The organism is Paenibacillus hodogayensis, from assembly GCF_039536325.1.
Taxonomy (GTDB): Bacteria; Bacillota; Bacilli; order Paenibacillales; family NBRC-103111; genus Paenibacillus_AB; species Paenibacillus_AB hodogayensis.
The window spans coordinates 656,177-675,435 of record NZ_BAAAYO010000010.1; the positions used below are offsets into that span (position 1 = coordinate 656,177).

Here is a 19,259-nt window from a genome sequence, read left to right on the forward strand (position 1 = left end):
TGCCCTTTTTTGTCCTCGCGTTACGAACGCCTTGTACACGCTGCCGCCGATCGACATAGAATAGAGAGTGTGGTGCTTGACACGGCGCGAGTCGGGAGGAATGCTTATGCCTGCCGCCCCAGCAAGGACGGTGAAACAATGGATGGAGGAGACTGCCGGGCTCGCATCCGGCTACTACCGGGAATTTCCCTTCTCTCTACCGCCGCAGCCTCGGCAGCCGAAAGGGCTCGAAGTCGCCCATCCGGCCTTCGGCCGCTGCCGCTTCCGGCGACTTCCGGTGCCGTTCGCCGCGGCAATCGAAGACGGGGCATTCCGCGGGGAACGCGGCGTCATTTTCGCGCCGGACGGGACGCTGCTGCAGGACGTCTCCGCGGCGAACGAGATGCGGGCGCTCGGCGTCTGGCCCAGGGCCGAACGGTTGTCCGGAACGGTCGCCCCGCTTGCTTTCAAATTCGTCAATAACTATTTCCACTGGATGATGGACGTCCTGCCGCGGCTGCTGCCGCTTCGGTTGAGCGGATGGCCGATCGACCGCTACATCATAAGCCCGCAGGGACCTTATCCGTACGTTGAAACGCTGCGTCTTCTTGGCATTTCCGAGGAAAAGCTCCTGATCGCATACAGCGGCAGTCATTGGCAGGCCGACAGGCTGGTCGTCGTTCCCAACGTGTCGAGGAAGGAGCTGTACCCGCGTTGGTCGTTCGACTTCCTCCGCGGGGCGTTTGCCCGAAGCGTGCCCGAGGGGCAGCCGGACGGACCTTCGTATGTGTACATTAGCCGGGCCGGCGCCCTCAAGCGGAAGATAGTGAACGAAGAAGAGGTCGCCTCCCTGCTGAAGCGGCACGGCTTTCACATCGCGCAGCTGGAGGGCATGCCGCTAACGGAGCAGATCGGGTTGTTCCGCTCGGCGCATACGATTGTCGCCCCCCATGGAGCAGGCTTGACGAATCTGCTCTTCTCGCCGCAGGGCGTCCGGTTGATCGAGCTATTCTCGCCCAACTACGTCAAGCCGTATTATTGGGTGCTGAGCAGCTACCTCGACGCCGACTACTATTGCCTGATCGGAGAGTCGTCCGGCTTGCCTGATCCGGAGCGCCCCCCCGATCGCCGCGACGATATCGTCGTGGATGTCGGCAAGCTGACACGACTGCTGCACAAGGCGGGAATCCGGTAACGGCCGGCTATCGAAAACCCGAATGACAATGGAGGTGACTTATGACCGAATGCGAAGAATACGCTCCATGGAACGGAGCTTACCGGTCTGCGCGCGAATGGCTGGCCACCACGGGACTGAATCCGCACGATTGGGTGAAGCAGGTGCCGATCGGCGGGCAACAGCCGATCGCGCTCGCGCCCCCGATCGGCCTCGAGCAGCCGCTGCATTGGCGGCTCGAGCAGATGGGCGGCGTTTTTGGCGCAAACAACGAACAGACGGTCACCATTGTGCCGGAGGGCCAAGTATGCGGCCTTTATGCGGATATCGTGACTCCGGACGGCAAGCTTATTCTCGGCTATGGCCGGCAGACGACCGATTCCGGCGGATTGCCCGAGTCGCCCTGGAGCAGCGGCAGACCGCCTCTGCAGCGGACGGACGATACCGTCGCGGTTATCGCGGACAAAACGAGCGGCGCTTATTTTCATTGGTTGCTGGACGTCCTGCCCCGCATTCATATTCTCCGACAATGCGGGATCGAGCCGGACCGGTACGTCATTTACGGCAAACGCAATGCGGACTTTCAATATGCCGCTTTGGCGGCGCTCGGCATTCCGGAACGGAAGGTCGTCACAAGCGGCCCGCAGCTTTTTATGCAAGCCCGCAGGCTTGTCACCCCAAAGCTGACGAGAAAATTGCGCCCGCGCTGGGTTTACGAGTTTTTGCGTCGCGACCTGATGACCGCCCGCGGCATCGTACCGCTCCCTACGAAGAAGCGGCTGTATATAAGCCGGGCCAATACCGGCAAGAGAAGGGTACTGAACGAGGCCGAGCTGCTCCCCGTTCTGAAACGGTTCGGCTTCGACGTCGTAACCCCCGAGCACCTGCCGCTGGACCGGCAGATCGAGCTGTTCGCCTCGGCCGAGGTGATCGCCGGTCCGCATGGGTCCGGCCTGACCAATATGGTGTTCAGTCCGCCGGGGACGACCGTCGTCGAGCTGTTTTCCCCGCTTTTTGTCCATACGTTTTTCCCGATCTTGAGCGGGGCGCTCGGACACCGCCATTATTATGAAGTCGGAGAAGGCGAAAGGCCGCCGGCGGGTGTCGTTCCTGCCAACGGCAGGCCCGACATGACGATAAGCCCGAAACGGCTGGAGCGGCTGCTGCGGCTCGCCGGCCTGTAGAGCGGCGGCGAGCCGTGGCATACGGCCGTTCCTCCTGCGGATCGGGCAGTACGCCTCTTCCAAGTCCCGTTTCAGGCAAGCTCGCGGGACTCCCTTTCTCGCAACAAAAAATCCGGCTGCCTGGGCCGGATTTTATTGTATTTGGCATTATACGCCGAGCCCCTCGTACTCCATCCCGCAGGCGAAGAGCCGTTCGCGGTTCAAAACATTGCGCGTGTCCAGCACGTACGGCCTGCGCATCGTCCCGGCCATCTCCTCCCAGTTCAATAGGTGGTATTCGTCCCAATGGGTCAGCAGCACGACAGCGTCCGCCCGCCCGGCGACCTCCTCGCCCCGGCTGCAGTAACGGACCGGCAAATGGCCGTTCAACCGCTTGAACGACTCCGCTCCCTTCGGATCGTGAACCGCAACGTCGGCTCCCAGCTCGATCAGACGGGCGACAATATAGGACGCCTGCGTTTGACGGGCATCGTCCGTATTCGGCTTGAACGTCAGCCCGAGAATGCCGATCCGTTTGCCGTTCATCGATTTCAGCTTGCGGCGCAGCTTATCCAGACAAAAGTCATGCATTGCTTCGTTGGATTGGATGGCCGCGCTGACGAGCGACAGCTCGCTTCCGTATTTGCGGCTCGTCGCCAGCAGCTCCGCCGTATCCTTCGGAAAGCAGCTTCCGCTCCAGCCGCTCGAGATTTGCAAAAACTTGGCGCCGATGCGCGAATCCAGTCCCATCCCCTTCGCCACATCCAGCGCGTTCGCTCCAAGCGCTTCGCACAACCGGGCTATTTCGTTCACGTAGCTGATTTTGACGGACAAAAATGCATTGGACGCGTACTTGATCAGCTCAGCGCTCTTGGCGTCGGTCTCGAAATATTCGCCTGGCAAGCGCGTGCCCGTCCGTTCCAAAAGGGGCCGGTATAGCTCCCGGAGCGCCGCTTTGGCCGCCGGATTGGAGGCGCCCACGACGATCCGGTCCGGGAAGTACACATCCTCCAGCGCGTAGCCCTCCCGCAAAAACTCCGGATTGCTGGCTACGGCAAAATGCTCGTTCTCGCGTAGGCCTGACGCCGCTTCGATAATCGCCGCGACCGCATCCGCCGTGCCAACCGGTACGGTCGACTTATTGACGACGACGGTAAACGATTGCCTGCTCATATGCCGGCCGATAGCTGCGGCAGCCGCCTTGACATAGCTCAAATCCGCCTGGCCGGACGGACCGGTCGGCGTACCTACCGCGATCATGACGACCTCGGCCTCCCCGATGCCGTCGAACGAGGCGGAGGCGGCAAGCGTACCTTTCCGCACGGTCCGTTCAATCAGTTCCTCCAGGCCGGGCTCGAAAATCGGGCTGCGGCCTGCATGGATCAGGTCGGTCTTCGCGGTATCGATGTCGACGATGAGCGTCTCGTGTCCGGCATCCGCCAATGCCGCTCCCGTCACGCTCCCTACATAGCCTGCTCCGATCACCGCAACCTTCATGGCCCTCCTCCTTCCCGACGTCCGCGATATACCTCGATCGTACGCATCAACCCTTCCTCCAGCGCAATGTCGGGCTTCCAGCCGAGCAGAGATTGCGCCTTGGCGATATCCGGCCGGCGCACCTTCGGATCGTCCTGCGGCAGCGGCATAAACCGGATACCGCTCGTCGAGCCGCTCAATCGGATGACCGTATGGGCAAGCTCCAGTATCGTATGCTCGACCGGGTTGCCGATGTTGATAATCTGACCGTTTGCCGCCGGATTCTCCATCATGAGGCGCAGCCCGCGAACCGTATCGTCCACATAGCAAAACGAACGGGTCTGGCTGCCGTCGCCGTACACGGTCAAATCGTCGCCCGCAAGCGCCTGGCCCACAAAGTTGGAGATGACCCTTCCGTCGTCGTTGCGCAGCGCAGCCGAATACGTATTGAATAACCGGGCGACCTTGACCGCCACCCCGAACCGTTGACCATATTCGTAGCAATACACCTCGCCAAGCCGCTTCGCTTCGTCATAGCAGGCGCGCGGCCCCCATGTGGTCACGTTGCCCCGGTATTCTTCGTTCTGGGGATGCTCCAGCGGATCTCCGTACGCTTCGCTCGTGCTCGTATACACGAGCTTCGCCCCAGTGCGGCGAGCCAGCTCAAGCAGCGTCCGGGTTCCTGTCGTATTGACCTCGATCGTCTCGAACGGAAGCGCCTGATAGAAGCGCGGGGAGGCCGGCGAAGCCAGATGGTAAATGTCCGTCACGCCAACCAGCTCCGGCAGCGCCAGCAGCCCGGCGTCTGCGGCGTCGTACGCGACGAACGTAAAGCCCTCGTCCCCGGCAAATGGCCGCAGCCGTTGCTCCGTTCCGCTGCTCATATTGTCGATGGCGACGACCGTCTGGCCCTCGGCGCGCAGGCGGGCGGCCAGTTGCGAGCCGAGAAAACCGGCTGCTCCGGTAATAAGCGCCTTGCTCATGACGTTTCCCCCTCTTTAGGATGCGAATGCCCCGCTCCCTCCGCCAGCTCGACCAGCAGCCAAGGCTGACGCATGGCGGATACCGCTGTGGCGTACACGCCGTAATTGCCAACCGCCCCGCTCTGCCAGCCGCGCGCCAGCGTCGTGCAATCCCATTGCAGCACGGCAGTCCCCTTCGAAGCCCGGCGCGTTTGGCTGTGCATCGGCTTCGGGCGGACGCGGGGCAGTCGGCGCAGCTTGCCCGCCGAATTCCAAGACGCGCTGATCCGATGAACGCGCAGCTTCCTGCCTCGGACCGGGATATGCATGACCGCGGAGCGAATGGATGCGTTCGGCGGCAAACCGGTCAAATCGAACGAAAAAAAGCACTTTACCGCCCGCCCCTTGCGTACGCGGCGATATTTGCTCGGGGCGAGCTGCAAATCCGTGCGGCCCAGCACTGGAGAGACGGACGCGGCCGCAGACAAAGCTGTCGAAGCGCCGTTGCCCGGCTGCCGTGCGGTCGGGAGCACAACCGTTTCCTCCGCGTCGTACTCCCCTTCCGGGTCCTCTTCCTCGCTGCCGCAGCCGACTCCCCGGATTTCCCCGTTCAGCCGTTTCATATACTTGGCGGCGGAATGATTGGCGCTCATATAAGCGCGCGCCTGCCTGCGCATCCGGTTGCGCAGCTGCCCGTTGCGCACCAGCTCGAGCATCGCGGCCAGCAGTTCCTTCTCTTCGTCGGGTTCCGGCCTCATTTTGTAGACGCAATCGTCCGGCAGACGCTGATGGGCCGGAACCGCGCTCACGATTGCCGCTTTTCCGTAAGCCATTGCGTCCAGCAGCTCGTCTCCCGGAGCTTTGCCCGAGTAGGAGCCGATACCGAGACAAATGTCGGAGCGGCTCATCCGGCTGGCATACGCTTCCGGCTCAAGCCGGCCAGGCAGTTCCAGACGCTCGGTCATATCGTAGGCGCAAGCGATGCCGCGCAGCCGTTTCCCGTATTCCGCTCCATAAGCTCCTGCCGCCCACAGCCGCACGTTCCAGCCCATAGCCACCAGTTGGGCCATGCAGGCAATCGCTTGCTCCAGCCGCGAGAACGGCTTGACTCCGCCGAGACAAGCAAAGACGATTTCCGGCTTGCTGAGAGCGGTGACCATGATGGGCAGCTTGCGCGGAACCGGGTACACGGCTACCCGCCCGAGCCCATTCATCCGCAAGTAACGGGCCACTCCTACCTCGTGGACGATCACGCTGTCCGCTTGCTTCAGCAGGTCGAGTATCTCCTGCCCGACAGGCTGCCCCCCTTCTTGCAAAGCCCCCAACGAAATGGAGTCGCACGTCTCCAGCACGACAATGCCCGGCCGGCGGACGAACCATTCGCGCAGCGGCAGCAGCTGCCCCGGATGTTCCAGCATATAAATAAGCCTGTCATAGCGACCGGCCCGCTCCATAAACGATTCCGCAGCGGGACGGCCAAGCCGTCCGTTCTCCTCTTCCGGTATAACGGTCCCTTTCCCGGCTTCGAACAAGTCGCAATCGTACGACTCGGCCAGCAGCGGCAGCAGGAGACGGGCGATTCCGATCGAATCGCTCCCGGCCCATTGTGGCGAGATAGCGGCAACAACCGCTAGGCGAAGCCGTCTCGGCTCTGCCGGCTCCTGCTTTTCCAACAGCTTCGGCTCTGCCGGTTTCGCGTCCGGCGCCTGCGGTCCCGCCGTCTCCCGCTCCGGCGGCTGCGCTTTTGCCGGCCTCGGCGTTCCCGCTTGAATCGATACCGGCTCCGTCGCTTCTGACCGAGTCGGCTTTTGATCCGCGGCATACCGCTCGATATTCATAAATTCACCACCTGTGCAAAGATAGTCCACTCCTCCATCATATGCGGTCCGGTCGGGAGCACATGGACCGATACCCCGGCGTGACGCAAAATGGGCATTTGTCCGATACATCGCACGGGTCCGCTTCCCCTTCCGCTATTGCCGGGTTCGTCCGAAGCCAAGCTTGCATACATATATCAGATAAAGCCTTGCATTCCGAATCGAGACCGATAAGGAGGACACGCATGAATATTGCCCATAAGCTGCACCGGCTGCTGCAGCTCAACAACGAAGCATTCATCGGCGAGTTGTACCGCAGCCTTCTTGACCGAGAGCCTGATCCTGGCGGAGCGGCCGGACATGCGCATCAATTGCGGACCGGTACATCGAAATACAGGATCATGACCGGCTTCCTGCTCAGCGACGAGGCGCTCGCCTTATACAGCCGGAGACAGCCTGTTTCCGGCGGAGAACACGTATGCGGAGACTTGCAGCGCCTGTTCGCCAAAAAAGACGATTCGTTCGTCGGCGACCTGTTTCGCTACATCCTGCTGCGCGCCCCCGATACGGCCAGCTACGGCAACTATATCGGCATGCTGCGCAGCGGACAGTCCAGGGCGTCCCTATTTGCCGGTTTTGTCCTGTCTGACGAATTTCAGCAATTGATTACGCTGGACAAATACGCTTTTGCCCGCCGCTCGCTCGATCAGCTTATTTTGAGCTTCTATAACTGAGCGGCAACGGCGACAACTCCATAACAAGCGTGGTGGTCCAATATGGTGGATCTGAAGAAGGAAAAACTGGTGGCGCACCTGCGCGCCAAGTATCCGGAGCTGGCCGCGGAAACGTTCCGAATCGTCGATTCCGGCCGTCAAAATTTAATTATCGTAGTCGGCGAACGGATCGTTTTCCGCTTCCCGTTAACGTCCGACCTATCCTCGCTGCGGCTGGAGCAGCGCATCTTGCCGCAATTGGCGGAACGGCTTCCCTTGCCGATTCCTAAGCTGCTGTACAGCTCCGAGCCGGCCGAGCCGGCCGTCTACGTCGGCTATCCGCTCGTGCCCGGGCAATCGCTGGAGGGCGGGAAGCTGGCTGCACTGGACGAGCGGACGCAGGAAGCGCTGGCCCGGCAAATCGCCGGCTTTCTGACCGCTTTGCACCTGTTTGACGACGATCCGATCACGCGGGTCGATACCGGTTCGTTTCAAACGTCCTGGAGAAAGAACTGGGGAGGTTATTACCGTTCCTTGGAGACGCTTCTGTTCCCGCGAATCGGGCGGCGGGAGCAGCTCTGGATTATGGAGGTCTTCTACCGCTACTTGTACCCGCCCGGCCATTTCGAATTCCGGCCTTGCCTCATTCACGGCGATTTCAAAAACGATCATATTTTGTACGACCCCGCCGCCGGCAAGCTGACCGGCATTATCGACTTCGGTCAGCTGAAGATGGGCGATCCGGCTTATGACTACCACGATCTATGCATCACCTACGGAGAACCGTTCTCGCGCGCTGTGCTGCGTTATTACAAGGGCCCGTCGGATCCGACCTTTCTGAGCCGCTGCATGACGTTTTACGCCAATCTGCTGAAGTTTAGCTCGATGATGGGGGCGGTCCAGAATAACGACTGGGTCAAATTCAACAATCGGCTGGAATGGCTGAAGAAGCAGGCAAAGGATGCGAGAAAGTAACCGCGAACAAGGCATTCCGTTCCTCTTGCGAAGAACGGGATGCCTTGTTGTTTCCATTTCTTTGGAAGGAACGGCCCTGAAAAAAAGAAACCGCCCGGAGGTCTAGAACAGACCTTCCGGGCCGGCTTCGGTGAGCATTTGCTCGAGCGGCGGCAGCGGCGGCACGCCCTCGATATTCGTTCCTTCCTCCCATTTGCGCAGCCACTTCCTGTACAGCTTCGGCTCATGCCGGGCGGCATAGCGCAGGAACACCGGCAGAACATGCGCCTGATGCAAGCTTTTGATCAGCCGGAACGGGGCTCTGCTTGTAATCCGGAACGCTCCGCTATGATCGATCACCTTCATGCCGCCAGTCGACGGTATAAGAATATGGCCGATCCGCGTATCGATACGGGCGAAATTCATGCTGCGCATCTCTTTGAGGATGGCGATCAGTTGGGCGGCGATCGCATCGTCGAACCGCGACGTGTCTTTGCGCAGCACATCCTGTAGCGTCGGCCCCTCGATATATTCCATAACGACGTATTTTTCTCCGCTCTCGTAAAGCTTCGGGAAAAAGGCCGAGCCCCTCGCCGCAGCCAGCGCAGCCCGCTCTGCCGCCGCGCTGTGCGGGCTTTCGTATATTTTGACGCACCGTTTTGCGGAAAGGAGAAATACGGCTCCCTGCGCGCCCGCTCCGATCAACGGATAGGAGGTCGGGTTGTGCACCTCCAGTTTGCTCTTTCCGTCCATGATGACCGGTTTGACCGTGATGCGCTTATAATCGTCCATTGCGTCCCCTCCCTGCCGAATGCGGCGGACGATCCGAAAGGGACCGCCCGCCGGCAATGGTTTACAAAAATCCGAAGTGCTGCAGCCGTTCTTTGATCATCGCTCCCACGACCTGCGGCGAGAAGTGCGTCTGGATATGCTGCTTGCCGTTGACCGCAATGGAGTGGCGGAACGTCTCGTTGAAAGCAAGCTGGCGCATATGGTGCGCGGCATGCCCGAGGTCGGGCTCCGCCCACGTCTGATACGCCTTGTACGGTCCCCAATCCTCGCCGACCTTGACGATGTTGTAGTCGACTGTGCAGGAGTTGGTCGAATTCATGAAGTCGGTATTGCCCGACCAATACGTGCCGATAACCGGCTTGCCCAAGTACATCGCCTCGGCAAGACCGAGTCCGAAGCCTTCCGAGCGGTGCAGCGAGACGAAACAGTCGGTGCTGTTCAGCAGGCCGTCAACTTCGCGACGCGTCATGATCCGGTCGATCACGTAAATATTCGGATACCCGCCGATCAGCTTGTGGATTTCGTTGAGGTCCGACGGATTGGCGTGGGAATGGTTCAGCTTGACGACAAGACCGACGGAAGGATCGTCAGCCGAGAACGCCTGCTTGAACGCCTCGATCGCGCCCTGCGGATTTTTGCGACGCTGGTAACTGTGCGTATCGTACATCGAGAAGAACAGGAACTTGTCGTTCGGCAGACCGAAGGTGCCCCGGTTAACGTCTCCGGGCGGATGGACCTCGACGCCGTGCGGAATGCGCACGACCGGAACCGGCGACTTGGCTGCGATCGATTCCTTGACGAAATTGGAGGGGGCCCACACTTCGCTGACGAAGTTGAAGCCGTCGCAGAATTCATCCGGAAAGTCGGGCAGCTCCCAGTGCCAGTAGCCGATGTTGAACCGCCGGTTAAACAAATCCTGGCCGAAATGATGATGCACCGAACGCAGCGTGTCGGCATTCGTATGAATGATGTTCACCTTGTAGGCCGGGTCCTGAATTTCCTTGTGCGACCAGGACATATCCTCCATCCGGATCGACGTGACCGGGAAGTTGAGGATGCCGAACGGAATTTCCGCAGCAGACACTGCTCGGGCAGCCAGCCGGCTCGATTCGCCGATGCCCATCTCGGCCCGGATGAAGCCGATAATATTCACGCCTTTGGCATAGCCAGGCTCGGGCGGAGCTTCCGGCACCGCCTCGACGATCGGCTGGACGATCGGCTCGACGGTTTCGCTGATGACGGGAGCGTCTACCTTGCGCCGTCTTCTGCGCGCCCGCAGCTTGCTTTTGCGAAACCGTCTCTTTCCTTTGGACAGCCGCCACTTGCGCTTTCTCAATCGGCGGAGCTTGCCGCGCACTGCGCTTTTGCGTTTTTTCAGCCTCACTCTGCGACGGAGCGGCAGCTTCCGCTTCTTGCGTTTCACCGTCTTAGCCCTCGTTGTGGTCCGTTTGCGCGGCGAGGCATGACTCGCACTTTTCATCATATCCACCCTTTCTGTCGGTTAAAATGGGGTTGAAAACCAGCCGGTTAAGGCTGGTCTCTCCAATATTGCAGCAAGTCCTTCATGGTCGTCTCGAACGGGATTTCCGGCTTCCAGCCGGTTTCGGCATGGAACTTGGAGTAGTCGCCGAGCAAAATCTCGACATCGGACGGACGCAGTCGGGCCGGGTCCTCCTGGATCGAAATTTTGACGTTGCTGTACGAGAGCAGCAGGTCCAGCATTTCGCGGATCGTGCAGCAGGTGCCGGAGGCGATGTTATAGGTCTCGCCGGGTCTTCCTTTCTCCAGCGCCAGCCAGTAAGCCCGGACGACGTCGCGGACGTCGGTGAAATCCCGCTTCGCCGTCAAATTGCCGACATGCAGAACCGGCGACTTCTTGCCCTTCTCGATCTGGGCGATTTGCTTCGCGAAGTTCGAGGTGACGAAGTTTTCGCCGCGGCGCGGCCCCGTATGGTTGAAGGTGCGGGTGGCGATGATGTGAAGGCCGTAGCTTTTATGGTATTGATAGCCCAAGTAATCCTGCGCCACCTTGCTGACCGCATAAGGGCTTAAGGGACGCAGCGGGTTCGTCTCCAGGATCGGCGTCTCGTGCGGCTCGACGTGGCCGTACTCCTCGCTGGAGCAGGCGATTTGCATTTTGGCCGGCAGATCGAACCGGCGCAAAGCTTCCATGATGTTCACCTGGCCGGCTACGTTGTTGTGGATCGTATCGATCGGCGAGTTCCACGAAGTCGGCACGAAGCTTTGCGCTGCGAGATGGAAGATCAGATCGGGCTTGATTTCCTGGATCAGGTTCTCCACGGAGAACGGATCCCTCAGCTCGCATTCGACGAGGCGAATGTCGTTCAGATGCTTGATGTGGTCCATACGGCTCCGATGCCGGATCGTACCGATGACCTCTACGTTTCGTTGCAGCAGAAATTCGGCCATGTGGCTTCCGACAAAACCGGAAATACCCGTTACCAAAGCTTTCATCCGATTATGCTCCTCCTTCGTCTTGTTCGATGGTTTTCAGCATCGTCTTGATCCGCTGCTCGTCGGATTTGCGGCAAACGAGCAGTCCTTCCGCCGTCGAGACGACGATCAAATCGCGAACGCCGATAATCATCGTCTTCGGATGGTCGGAGTAGATGATGCTGTCGGTCGTCGAATCGACAAACGTCTTCCCCCGGCCGCCCACGATATTGCCGTCGGCATCGGTCGTCTGGATGCGTTCCAGCGAGGTCCATATGCCGACATCGTCCCACCTGAACCGGACCGGCAGCGTAAGAATGGAATCGGCTTTCTCCAGAATGGCGTAATCGACAGAGATTTTCGGCAGCAGCGCGTAGACGCTAGCCGCATCTTCCCCTCCCGAAAGCAGGTTCCACATGTACGGCTGATGCTGCCGCATATAGTGGGCGATCGTCGACGGCTTCCAGACGAAGATGCCGCTGTTCCAGAACACGCCGGGATCGCGAACGAGCTCCTCTGCTTGGGCGAGAGGCGGCTTCTCGACGAACGCCGTGACTTCCAGCATCGCTTCGTCGGTCTTGCGCACCGCGGTCCGCATATAGCCGTAGCCGGTTTCCGGCCGAGTCGGCACGATGCCGAGCGTAACGATCGTCCTGTGGCTGACGGCGGCCTGTTCGGCTTGGCGCAAAGCCTCGATCAACTGCTCCGGCTCCTCCATGAAATGGTCGGAGGGCATTGTGACGAGCACCTCGTCGTCATCGCGGGATAGGAAGTGAAATGCGGTCAGCGCGATGCAGGGGCCCGTATCGCGCTGCTCGGGCTCCAGCAGCAAGCGGCTAGCGGCCAATTCCGGAAGCTGCCGCTGGACGAGCGAACGATAGCGGTTGGCGGTAATGACAAATAGCTTGTCGGCGGGCAGCACTTGCAAAAAACGGCGATACGTCTGCTGCAGCATCGTCTCGTCGGAAGTGAGGGCAAGAAACTGCTTCGGCCGCTGCTTGACGCTTCTCGGCCAGAAACGGGTTCCCGAGCCTCCGGCCAGTATGACGATTTTCAAAAATGCTCCCCTCCCAAGAACTTTGCTTCCAGCAAAGCTGACTTCGTAAGCATCTGCCGAGCTTTGCCGGGTGCGAAGCTGACTTCGTAAGCGCCTGCCGAGCTTTGCCCGATGCTAGCTCGCCTCGGCAACAATCGCCCAGCTTTGCGGGCAAAGCCGGAATCGCAGGCATCTTCCGGAAATATGCGCAAGGCACCGGAATTTGCTTATATACTATGCTTGACATCCGCCGGGTACGTGGACATATTGCCCGACAGTCGTTAAATTGGCACCTGCCCTGCCCGCTCACTTCCGCCGGAGGTGTTTCACGATCCATGAACCGGCCATAGCCGGCTCCTCGTCCAGTACCCGGTACAGGCCGCCTTCGAGCGTCGTGAGCGCGATCGCAGGCGCGGCCCGGTAGCTGAGCCGCCTGCGGTCGTCGTTCAGCTTCAGCTCGGCGGGGACGAAAGACGTGTTCGAGCTAATGTCGACCGTATAGGCGCGTTCCTTGCCGGACAGCGGAATATGCAGCGTAAACGGCCCCCCGGCAAAACGCGCTTTATGCTCGCCGCGGCCGTTCACGCGCACCGTCAATTGCAGATCGCCCGTCGACTTGCCCGCCAGCCTCGGCAGCCGATGCTCCCCTCGGATGAGGATTCCGTTCGCCTCTTGACCGGCAGGATTGTCGACGCGCAGCGTCCAGTGCGGGGGAACCCAGCCGTCTTCGAACCGGTCGGACTCCCGGACGAGCAGGCCGTCGCCGAATACGCCGAATTGCTTCAGCTGGTCCATCAGCCATGCCGCGCCTTCCTGTACATAATGGGAAATATATTGCGCGAGCCAATGAGCGGAAACGGAGCCGTAATGCTTGACGCCGGTACGCATAATTTCCGGAAGTCCCACGGAGAAATATTGCGTTGCGCTTTTGCAATCGTCGTGAAGTCTGGAATTGGCCAGCACGTGGTCCACATAACCAAGCTTCTCGCGTTCGGACATTCGCACCCACAGCTCGTAATCCATGCAAAATTGCAAGCTTTCGTCGATGCGGCCGACCCGGTCGAGCGTGCTTTTGCGCATAAATACGGCCGGCTGGCAAATCGTGCATACATCGAACAGCCGCCGACGGCTCACGTCCGGTTCTACGGGATACGGGCGGATGACGGCGCCGTTCTTGTCGATAAAGTTTGCCTTGCCGTAAACGAGGCCGTATTCGGGATGGCGGGTCAACGCGGCCACCGCGCGGCTGATCGCTTTGGGCATATACGTGTCGTCGGAATTGAGCCAGCCGATCAACTCCCCTTCGGCCATGGCCAGCCCTTTATTGATTGCGTCGGATTGCCCTTTGTCTTTTTCCGATACGTAGCGGAACCGGCTGCCGTACTTGCGCGCGCTCTTCTCCAAAATCGATAACGTGCCGTCGCGCGACCCTCCGTCCACGACGATCATCTCTATATGTGGGTAATCCTGGGACATGACGCTCTCGATCGTTTCCCGTATGAAGCCGCCTTGCTGATAGGAAGGCGTGACGACGGTGACGAGGGGTTTGCCGGCATGCTGCTCATGGCTGGGGCTCATGGCAATCCTCCTCGAACCATCGGATCGTCGCCGCCAGGCCCGTTCGCATATCGGTTTTCGCCTCGAAGCCGAATCGTTCCTTGGCAAGCCGGACGTCCAGCTTTCGGCGCGGCTGCCCGTTCGGGCGGGAAGCGTCCCAGACGATGTCCCCTTCGTATCCGGTCAGTTCCTTGATGGTGTCCGCCAGTTCTCGAATGCGCAGCTCCTGGCCCGAGCCGAGGTTGACCGGCTCGTCGCCCTCATAGCCGGCCGCCGCCATCACGATGCCTTCCGCCGCATCCTCCGCGTACAGAAATTCGCGGGTCGGCGTCCCGTCGCCCCACAGCGTGATGGAGGCGTCGCCGCGTCTTTTCGCTTCCGTACACTTGCGAATGATCGCCGGAATGACGTGGGACGTCTCCAGATCGAAGTTGTCTCCCGGGCCGTACAGGTTGACGGGCAGCAAATAAATCGAATTGAAGCCATACTGCTTCCGGTAGGCCTGGGATTGCACGAGCATCATTTTTTTGGCCAGCCCGTAAGGGGCGTTCGTTTCTTCCGGATAGCCGTTCCACAGCTCGCTTTCACTGAACGGAACCGGAGCAAACTTCGGATACGAGCAGATCGTGCCGATCGCGACGAACTTCTGCACGCCGCTTCGCCGAGAGTGCTCCATCAGATGCGCTCCCATGACGAGATTATCGTAGAAAAACGAACCCGGATTTTTCTGATTGGCTCCGATGCCCCCGACGACGGCGGCCAGATGAAACACGACGTCGGGCCGGGATTGCTCCAGCATCCGCGCAATATCCGACTCCTTGCGCAGATCGTATTCCTTGCTGCGAGGTACAACGATTCGATTACAGCCTAGCCGTTCCAGACGTCGAATCACATGTTTGCCCAAAAATCCGGCTCCGCCGGTAACGACGATCGATTTGTCGGCAAGGTCCATCCTGATCTCTCCTTCTACTCGCGAAATTCGGCATGTTCGGCTTGCTTTACGATATGTAGATGTACCCGCCGCCGTATAGACAACTACATCGGGTCGCGAAAAAAAAATGCGCACGAGCCGCCGGATACATGTCCAAGCCGAAAGCGAACATCGTTCATATATGGCCTTAAGAATGGGAGAGGCGCCGCCCCAGATCCGGGCAGCGCAAAACAGGCCGGCAAGTCGCTTGCCGGCCAAACCATGCGTTTTATCGTCTCCCGAAGCGGCTCCTCAGGATACGTAGGCTTGCTGATAGCCTTCCTCGAACGCCTGGGCGAAGCCGACGTCGAAGCCTTCGTTATAGCCTAGATTGTAGCCCTCGTCGTACGTCATCTTGAAGCCCGGACGGTGCGCAGCCGCCTGACTTGCTGCCGCGCGCCTTGGAAGACGCCGGCGCCGGCGGCCAACCGGCCGTTTCTTGGCGCCGATTCGTTTCAACCGGCGGGCAGCGCGCCGTTTTCCCGTTCTAGCGGCGGCAGGCTTTTTCCTGACAGCCTTCATACGAACGATCCCCCCCGTCTTATATATTGTCGGCCTTGATGACCGGCGGCGCGATAACCGGCAAGCCCGGCGGATGCTGTACCGCGGTCGAATCCGATACGGGTCGGACGCCGTACCGGTCCAATCCCCATACGCGGTATACCCAGTCCGTAGCGATACGGTGCAGCTTGCCGCTGCGGTGCTGGTGAAGCCGTCCGTCCGGCGTGCGCACGATCCCCCCTTCGGTCAACGGATCGCTCTCGCTTCCCACCGCCCCCAGCGCGCTCTGCTTGGCTGTCCATTCGGCAACGGAAATAGGGTCGCCGGTCGGCCAGTTTTTCAGCTCGATCTGCGACAAGCGCACAGCCGGAATCCCTTCGGATCGCTCCAGCGGACGCCGTATTCCCTGCTCCACCCAGAACGCGGTCGGTCCGGTGCCCTTTACCGTCACATGCGACGGGTACAAATCGTTGACCGCCAGCGGACGACCGCTCCAGTGTACGGCTACCTCATGCAGCAGCGAATGCGTTTCTCCCCATTTGTCCGAATAGAAGGCCAGATTGCGATTGTACATTTCCTCGAATTGCTCCGGCGTCAGCGTACGGATCGTCGTGCTGCCGACATGGTGAATAAACGTATCTTTGGCGATAACCAGATCGAGGCCGAGCAGCCGGTTGCGGAAGCCGAAATCGTCGTCCTCGCAGTTGCCAATCTCGAATCCTTCATCCAAATAGCCGATGCGTTGAAACACGTCCCGGCGCATCAGCACGCAGAAGCCGGTCAGCCGGTCTACGGCGCTCCACTTGCCCGAATCAGACCGGTTGTTGTTCCGGGCGAACCGGTGCATCTCCTCCATCGAAGCGTACTTCGTCTCGATCAGCTGTTCCCCGCTAATATAGTTCGTGACCGGACCGACCAGACCGAAGCGCTCGTTGCCGTTCAGACATGCCAGCAGGTTGCCGAGCCAGCTTTCGGTGACGACCGTATCGTTGTTCAGAAACAGCACCGTAGCGCCCCGAGCCATCATCAGCCCTTGGTTGACGCCCCCGGCAAACCCGAGATTGCGATCGCATATTTTGTATCGCACGTTGCTGCGCCTAAGCGAGCGCAAATAAGCGGCAGTGCCGTCCGTCGAGCCGTTGTCGACGACGATGATTTCGTGAGGCTCGGGCGTATGTCTCCCTATGCTGTCGATGCAATCGGCCAAATACTTGTGCTGGTTATAGGTCGGAATCACGATGCTCGTACCGTCGAAACCGGCGGCAAAGGCATCGCCTCCTTTTTGAAAACCGAGGTTGAAGCCGTGCGAATGCCCGGCATTGTATCCCGTGTTGTAGCCGTTGTCGTACGCTTGGTTCAAGGAAACGCGTACCCGCGTTCCCTTTCGCTTCCTTGTTGCAGCCATGACTCTCCTCCGTTCCGGCCGAATGGGCCGCTTTGGGCAGCTGCGCTTCCGCGCTTATTTGAAGGGCGCTTCGCCGTTGATCATCGCATTGGCCAAATGCCCGAAGTCGATGGCGACCTTGCCGAGTTGCGTAGCGATTCGCTGCGAGATGAGTACGGCGGCGATGCCTGCGGCTACGAGCGCAATATCGAAGTCGCGGGCAGCGATCTCCTCCATGACGCGAGGGACGTCCTTGACCCCTTCGACCGGGGATACGACTGCCGTTACGTTGATGCCATTCGTCCGCATATAGTCGGCCAGCGGTTCCCCAAGCTTGCCCGCAATCAGCACCCGGCGCCCTCTCAGAATACGGGACATGTAGCCCGTCTGGTACAAATAATAATTGATCAGCGAATCGGTCAGCGTCAGCGAGCCGTGGTCGATGCCGTTCGCCTTGAAGGAAGACAGCGCGAGCGGTTGGAAGTTGCGCACCCGCAGCTTCGGAATGCCTACGACCGAGGCTTGTCGGATCGCTTCCTTCAATTGATCGCGCGCCTCGTAATCCGGGACGTCGATGCCGGCGTAGCCGAGGAAAGACCCCTGCTCCCGCACCTGCTCCACGCTGAGCACGGTGCCCTGCGCCAGCGCAAGCACCTCTCCGTCGCCGACCCGGACGAGCGAGAACGGAGTCCGCGTATCGAGGGCATGCAGGATGCGTCCCGCGATCTCGTCGGGGTTAAGCAGATGGCGCCATTGCGGGCGCAAAGACTCGACGCCGGCGGCCAAGATTTGCTCGGCCGTAAAATCTGGCAATATTTCGTATTCCGGCAGAAACGTATCGATCAGACCATCGACGCCATCGCGCCATTCGTTGCGGCCTTCGCCATCATATTTGCCCTGCTGGTAGCCTTCTTCGTGGCCTTTGTTGAAGCCCTTGTTATAACCGTCGTCATAACCGCCGTTGTACAAATCGCCTCCGACTGGACCGGCCGGCGGCACGACCCGCGGTTTCCGCAAAGCTTTGCGGCGGATTCTTACCTTCACTTTCCGTTTCGGCAGCGTCTTCTTCTTGCGCAACACGAGACGAGGCAATCGTCGTCACCACCTTGTGCGTTGTGCTTGTTTATTCTCTTATCGTATTCGTCCCCGGACGTTCCGTGCCGGGGACATTCGACCATTGTCCGGGCGCTTCATCCGAAGACGATGCCGAGCATTTGCTGCAGTCGCTTTGCATACGTATGCTCGGTGACGGTCCGGAACAGGGCCCTTCTCGCGATTTCCCGCCTTTCTTCCTCATGGTTCAAGTAATAGTCGAGCTGGCGGACCAGCTCCCGCGGCGTCGAAAAGGTGACGATATCGTGTCCCGGCGTGTACAACCCTGGCAGATCGGGCCGCTGATCGACAAGCTGAAACGCCGCGCATGAGGCTATTTCGAACAGTCGCGGATTGACCGAGTTGGCCGGAATTTTACGGCTGTTGCTGTTATGGTCGGCGTCCTCGGCGGAGCGATGCAGGTTAATGACGATTTTGGAGCCGCTGTAATGCTTAGCCGTCTCCTCCGGCGACAACCATACGCCGTCGATAAATTTGGCCAGCTTGGCGTATTTGTTCAGACGCTCCCACCAATAACCGATAATTTTCACCCGTTTCGTGGCCAAATAGTCGGCGATCTCGTCGAAATAGGCTACCCGGTTCCAAAAAGCGCTCCCCACAAAGCAAATATCGTGCCGGTACGCCTCGCTGACCTTAAACTGCCGCGTAAAGCCCGGATTGACCGCCAGCGGCAAATAGTGCGACTGGTGGCAGCCCAGCTCGCGATAGACGGGAACGCAGCTCGACTCCAGCGTAAACACGTAATCGTAATGGGGCGCGATAGTCGCAGTCGCGTCGGAATGGTACGGGTCGTCGGGCAGCCATACGGCGGTGCGGATGCCTTGGGCACGAATCCGGTCGATCTGGTCGGCCGGAACGGATACGCCCGCCGCGTCCAGCACGAGCACCAGATCCGGCTTCTCCGCAGCCGCCGCCTGCGCCGCGTCGCCATCCGGCTGCACGACGGCGACCTCCCGCGCGATAGACCTCAGAGCATGCTCGATCCCTTGATCCAGAGAGGCGTAGGGAGACCCGTTCGCCTTCACGTACAGCACCTTCACGTCGTGGCGCACGCCGGTCTCCGTCGCCGCCCGGGCGTAGATCGATTCGCACAGCCCGTAATGATAGCCCTGGCTGCGCCCTTCCAGGTAGCCGTTCTCCCAGCCGGCGACGCCCTCGTCCCGGCGCGGCGCGTCGACTTTGCCTGGCTTCAGTCGTCTTTTGAGCCGACGCAT

General features: G+C 60.1%; 17 protein-coding genes. 4 read left to right on the plus strand and 13 right to left on the minus strand.

What is annotated here, in order from left to right; translation table 11 throughout:
• Window positions 1–106: 106 nt before the first annotated feature.
• On the plus strand, window positions 107–1,174 hold the full coding sequence (locus ABD796_RS21935) for a glycosyltransferase family 61 protein (protein WP_344911816.1): 1,068 nt from the start codon (window positions 107–109) through the stop codon (window positions 1,172–1,174).
• Between the two features lie 41 nt (window positions 1,175–1,215).
• Window positions 1,216–2,337, plus strand: a complete 1,122-nt coding sequence (locus tag ABD796_RS21940) for a glycosyltransferase family 61 protein (RefSeq protein ID WP_344911818.1) — start codon at window positions 1,216–1,218, stop codon at window positions 2,335–2,337.
• A 147-nt stretch (window positions 2,338–2,484) separates the two neighbouring features.
• On the opposite strand, the gene ABD796_RS21945 is transcribed toward ABD796_RS21940, so the two are convergent.
• The 3 genes from ABD796_RS21945 to ABD796_RS21955 are packed head-to-tail and all read right to left on the minus strand — an operon-like array spanning window position 2,485 to window position 6,592.
• The gene (locus ABD796_RS21945) at window positions 2,485–3,813 is read right to left on the minus strand and encodes a UDP-glucose dehydrogenase family protein (protein WP_344911822.1); all 1,329 of its coding nucleotides are present in this window, start codon (window positions 3,811–3,813) and stop codon (window positions 2,485–2,487) included.
• Window positions 3,810–4,775, minus strand: a complete 966-nt coding sequence (locus tag ABD796_RS21950; RefSeq protein ID WP_344911826.1) for an NAD-dependent epimerase/dehydratase family protein — start codon at window positions 4,773–4,775, stop codon at window positions 3,810–3,812. The genes ABD796_RS21945 and ABD796_RS21950 overlap by 4 nt, the downstream gene beginning before the upstream one ends.
• Window positions 4,772–6,592, minus strand: coding sequence for a glycosyltransferase (locus tag ABD796_RS21955; RefSeq protein ID WP_344911829.1), 1,821 nt, complete (start codon window positions 6,590–6,592; stop codon window positions 4,772–4,774). Before ABD796_RS21955 ends, ABD796_RS21950 begins: the two co-directional genes overlap by 4 nt.
• 224 nt (window positions 6,593–6,816) lie before the next feature.
• On the opposite strand from ABD796_RS21955, the gene ABD796_RS21960 reads away from it, so the two are divergent.
• A complete protein-coding gene (locus tag ABD796_RS21960; protein WP_344911831.1) occupies window positions 6,817–7,305 on the plus strand; it encodes a DUF4214 domain-containing protein in 489 nt (162 codons plus the stop codon).
• Between the two features lie 42 nt (window positions 7,306–7,347).
• The gene (locus tag ABD796_RS21965) at window positions 7,348–8,259 is read left to right on the plus strand and encodes a phosphotransferase family protein (RefSeq protein WP_344911834.1); all 912 of its coding nucleotides are present in this window, start codon (window positions 7,348–7,350) and stop codon (window positions 8,257–8,259) included.
• A gap of 102 nt (window positions 8,260–8,361) precedes the next feature.
• Here the strand turns inward: ABD796_RS21965 and ABD796_RS21970 are convergent, their stop codons facing one another.
• The 10 genes from ABD796_RS21970 to ABD796_RS22015 all read right to left on the minus strand — a co-directional run bounded on the left by ABD796_RS21970 (window position 8,362) and on the right by ABD796_RS22015 (window position 19,259).
• Window positions 8,362–9,030: an AarF/UbiB family protein gene (locus tag ABD796_RS21970; protein ID WP_344911836.1), complete on the minus strand. Its 669-nt coding sequence runs from the start codon at window positions 9,028–9,030 to the stop codon at window positions 8,362–8,364.
• A gap of 61 nt (window positions 9,031–9,091) precedes the next feature.
• On the minus strand, window positions 9,092–10,453 hold the full coding sequence (locus tag ABD796_RS21975; protein ID WP_344911838.1) for a glycosyltransferase family 4 protein: 1,362 nt from the start codon (window positions 10,451–10,453) through the stop codon (window positions 9,092–9,094).
• A gap of 104 nt (window positions 10,454–10,557) precedes the next feature.
• Complete coding sequence (locus ABD796_RS21980) at window positions 10,558–11,505, minus strand: GDP-mannose 4,6-dehydratase (RefSeq protein WP_344911840.1); 948 nt, start codon at window positions 11,503–11,505, stop codon at window positions 10,558–10,560.
• 4 nt (window positions 11,506–11,509) lie between these two features.
• The gene (locus ABD796_RS21985; RefSeq protein WP_344911842.1) at window positions 11,510–12,541 is read right to left on the minus strand and encodes a mannose-1-phosphate guanylyltransferase; all 1,032 of its coding nucleotides are present in this window, start codon (window positions 12,539–12,541) and stop codon (window positions 11,510–11,512) included.
• A 285-nt stretch (window positions 12,542–12,826) separates the two neighbouring features.
• Window positions 12,827–14,098, minus strand: coding sequence for a glycosyltransferase family 2 protein (locus ABD796_RS21990; protein ID WP_344911844.1), 1,272 nt, complete (start codon window positions 14,096–14,098; stop codon window positions 12,827–12,829).
• Entirely contained in the window at window positions 14,082–15,029 is a 948-nt protein-coding gene (locus ABD796_RS21995; protein WP_344911846.1) for a GDP-L-fucose synthase family protein, read from the minus strand. Before ABD796_RS21995 ends, ABD796_RS21990 begins: the two co-directional genes overlap by 17 nt.
• Window positions 15,030–15,299: 270 nt before the next feature.
• On the minus strand, window positions 15,300–15,569 hold the full coding sequence (locus ABD796_RS22000; RefSeq protein WP_344911848.1) for a hypothetical protein: 270 nt from the start codon (window positions 15,567–15,569) through the stop codon (window positions 15,300–15,302).
• A 19-nt stretch (window positions 15,570–15,588) separates the two neighbouring features.
• The gene (locus tag ABD796_RS22005; RefSeq protein WP_344911850.1) at window positions 15,589–16,953 is read right to left on the minus strand and encodes a glycosyltransferase family 2 protein; all 1,365 of its coding nucleotides are present in this window, start codon (window positions 16,951–16,953) and stop codon (window positions 15,589–15,591) included.
• A gap of 54 nt (window positions 16,954–17,007) precedes the next feature.
• Window positions 17,008–18,024, minus strand: coding sequence for a GT-D fold domain-containing protein (locus tag ABD796_RS22010; protein WP_344911852.1), 1,017 nt, complete (start codon window positions 18,022–18,024; stop codon window positions 17,008–17,010).
• A gap of 98 nt (window positions 18,025–18,122) precedes the next feature.
• Entirely contained in the window at window positions 18,123–19,259 is a 1,137-nt protein-coding gene (locus ABD796_RS22015; protein WP_344911854.1) for a CgeB family protein, read from the minus strand.

Coding starts and splice junctions, on each gene's coding strand:
- ABD796_RS21940 (WP_344911818.1), top strand. CDS start 1,216: ATGACCGAATGCGAAGAATACGCTCCATGGAACGGAGCTTACCGGTCT.
- ABD796_RS21950 (WP_344911826.1), bottom strand. CDS start 4,775: ATGAGCAAGGCGCTTATTACCGGAGCAGCCGGTTTTCTCGGCTCGCAA.
- ABD796_RS22000 (WP_344911848.1), bottom strand. CDS start 15,569: ATGAAGGCTGTCAGGAAAAAGCCTGCCGCCGCTAGAACGGGAAAACGG.
- ABD796_RS21955 (WP_344911829.1), bottom strand. CDS start 6,592: ATGAATATCGAGCGGTATGCCGCGGATCAAAAGCCGACTCGGTCAGAA.
- ABD796_RS21990 (WP_344911844.1), bottom strand. CDS start 14,098: ATGAGCCCCAGCCATGAGCAGCATGCCGGCAAACCCCTCGTCACCGTC.
- ABD796_RS21980 (WP_344911840.1), bottom strand. CDS start 11,505: ATGAAAGCTTTGGTAACGGGTATTTCCGGTTTTGTCGGAAGCCACATG.
- ABD796_RS21965 (WP_344911834.1), top strand. CDS start 7,348: ATGGTGGATCTGAAGAAGGAAAAACTGGTGGCGCACCTGCGCGCCAAG.
- ABD796_RS21945 (WP_344911822.1), bottom strand. CDS start 3,813: ATGAAGGTTGCGGTGATCGGAGCAGGCTATGTAGGGAGCGTGACGGGA.
- ABD796_RS21995 (WP_344911846.1), bottom strand. CDS start 15,029: ATGGACCTTGCCGACAAATCGATCGTCGTTACCGGCGGAGCCGGATTT.
- ABD796_RS21970 (WP_344911836.1), bottom strand. CDS start 9,030: ATGGACGATTATAAGCGCATCACGGTCAAACCGGTCATCATGGACGGA.
- ABD796_RS21960 (WP_344911831.1), top strand. CDS start 6,817: ATGAATATTGCCCATAAGCTGCACCGGCTGCTGCAGCTCAACAACGAA.
- ABD796_RS22005 (WP_344911850.1), bottom strand. CDS start 16,953: ATGGCTGCAACAAGGAAGCGAAAGGGAACGCGGGTACGCGTTTCCTTG.
- ABD796_RS22015 (WP_344911854.1), bottom strand. CDS start 19,259: ATGCGTCGGCTCAAAAGACGACTGAAGCCAGGCAAAGTCGACGCGCCG.
- ABD796_RS21935 (WP_344911816.1), top strand. CDS start 107: ATGCCTGCCGCCCCAGCAAGGACGGTGAAACAATGGATGGAGGAGACT.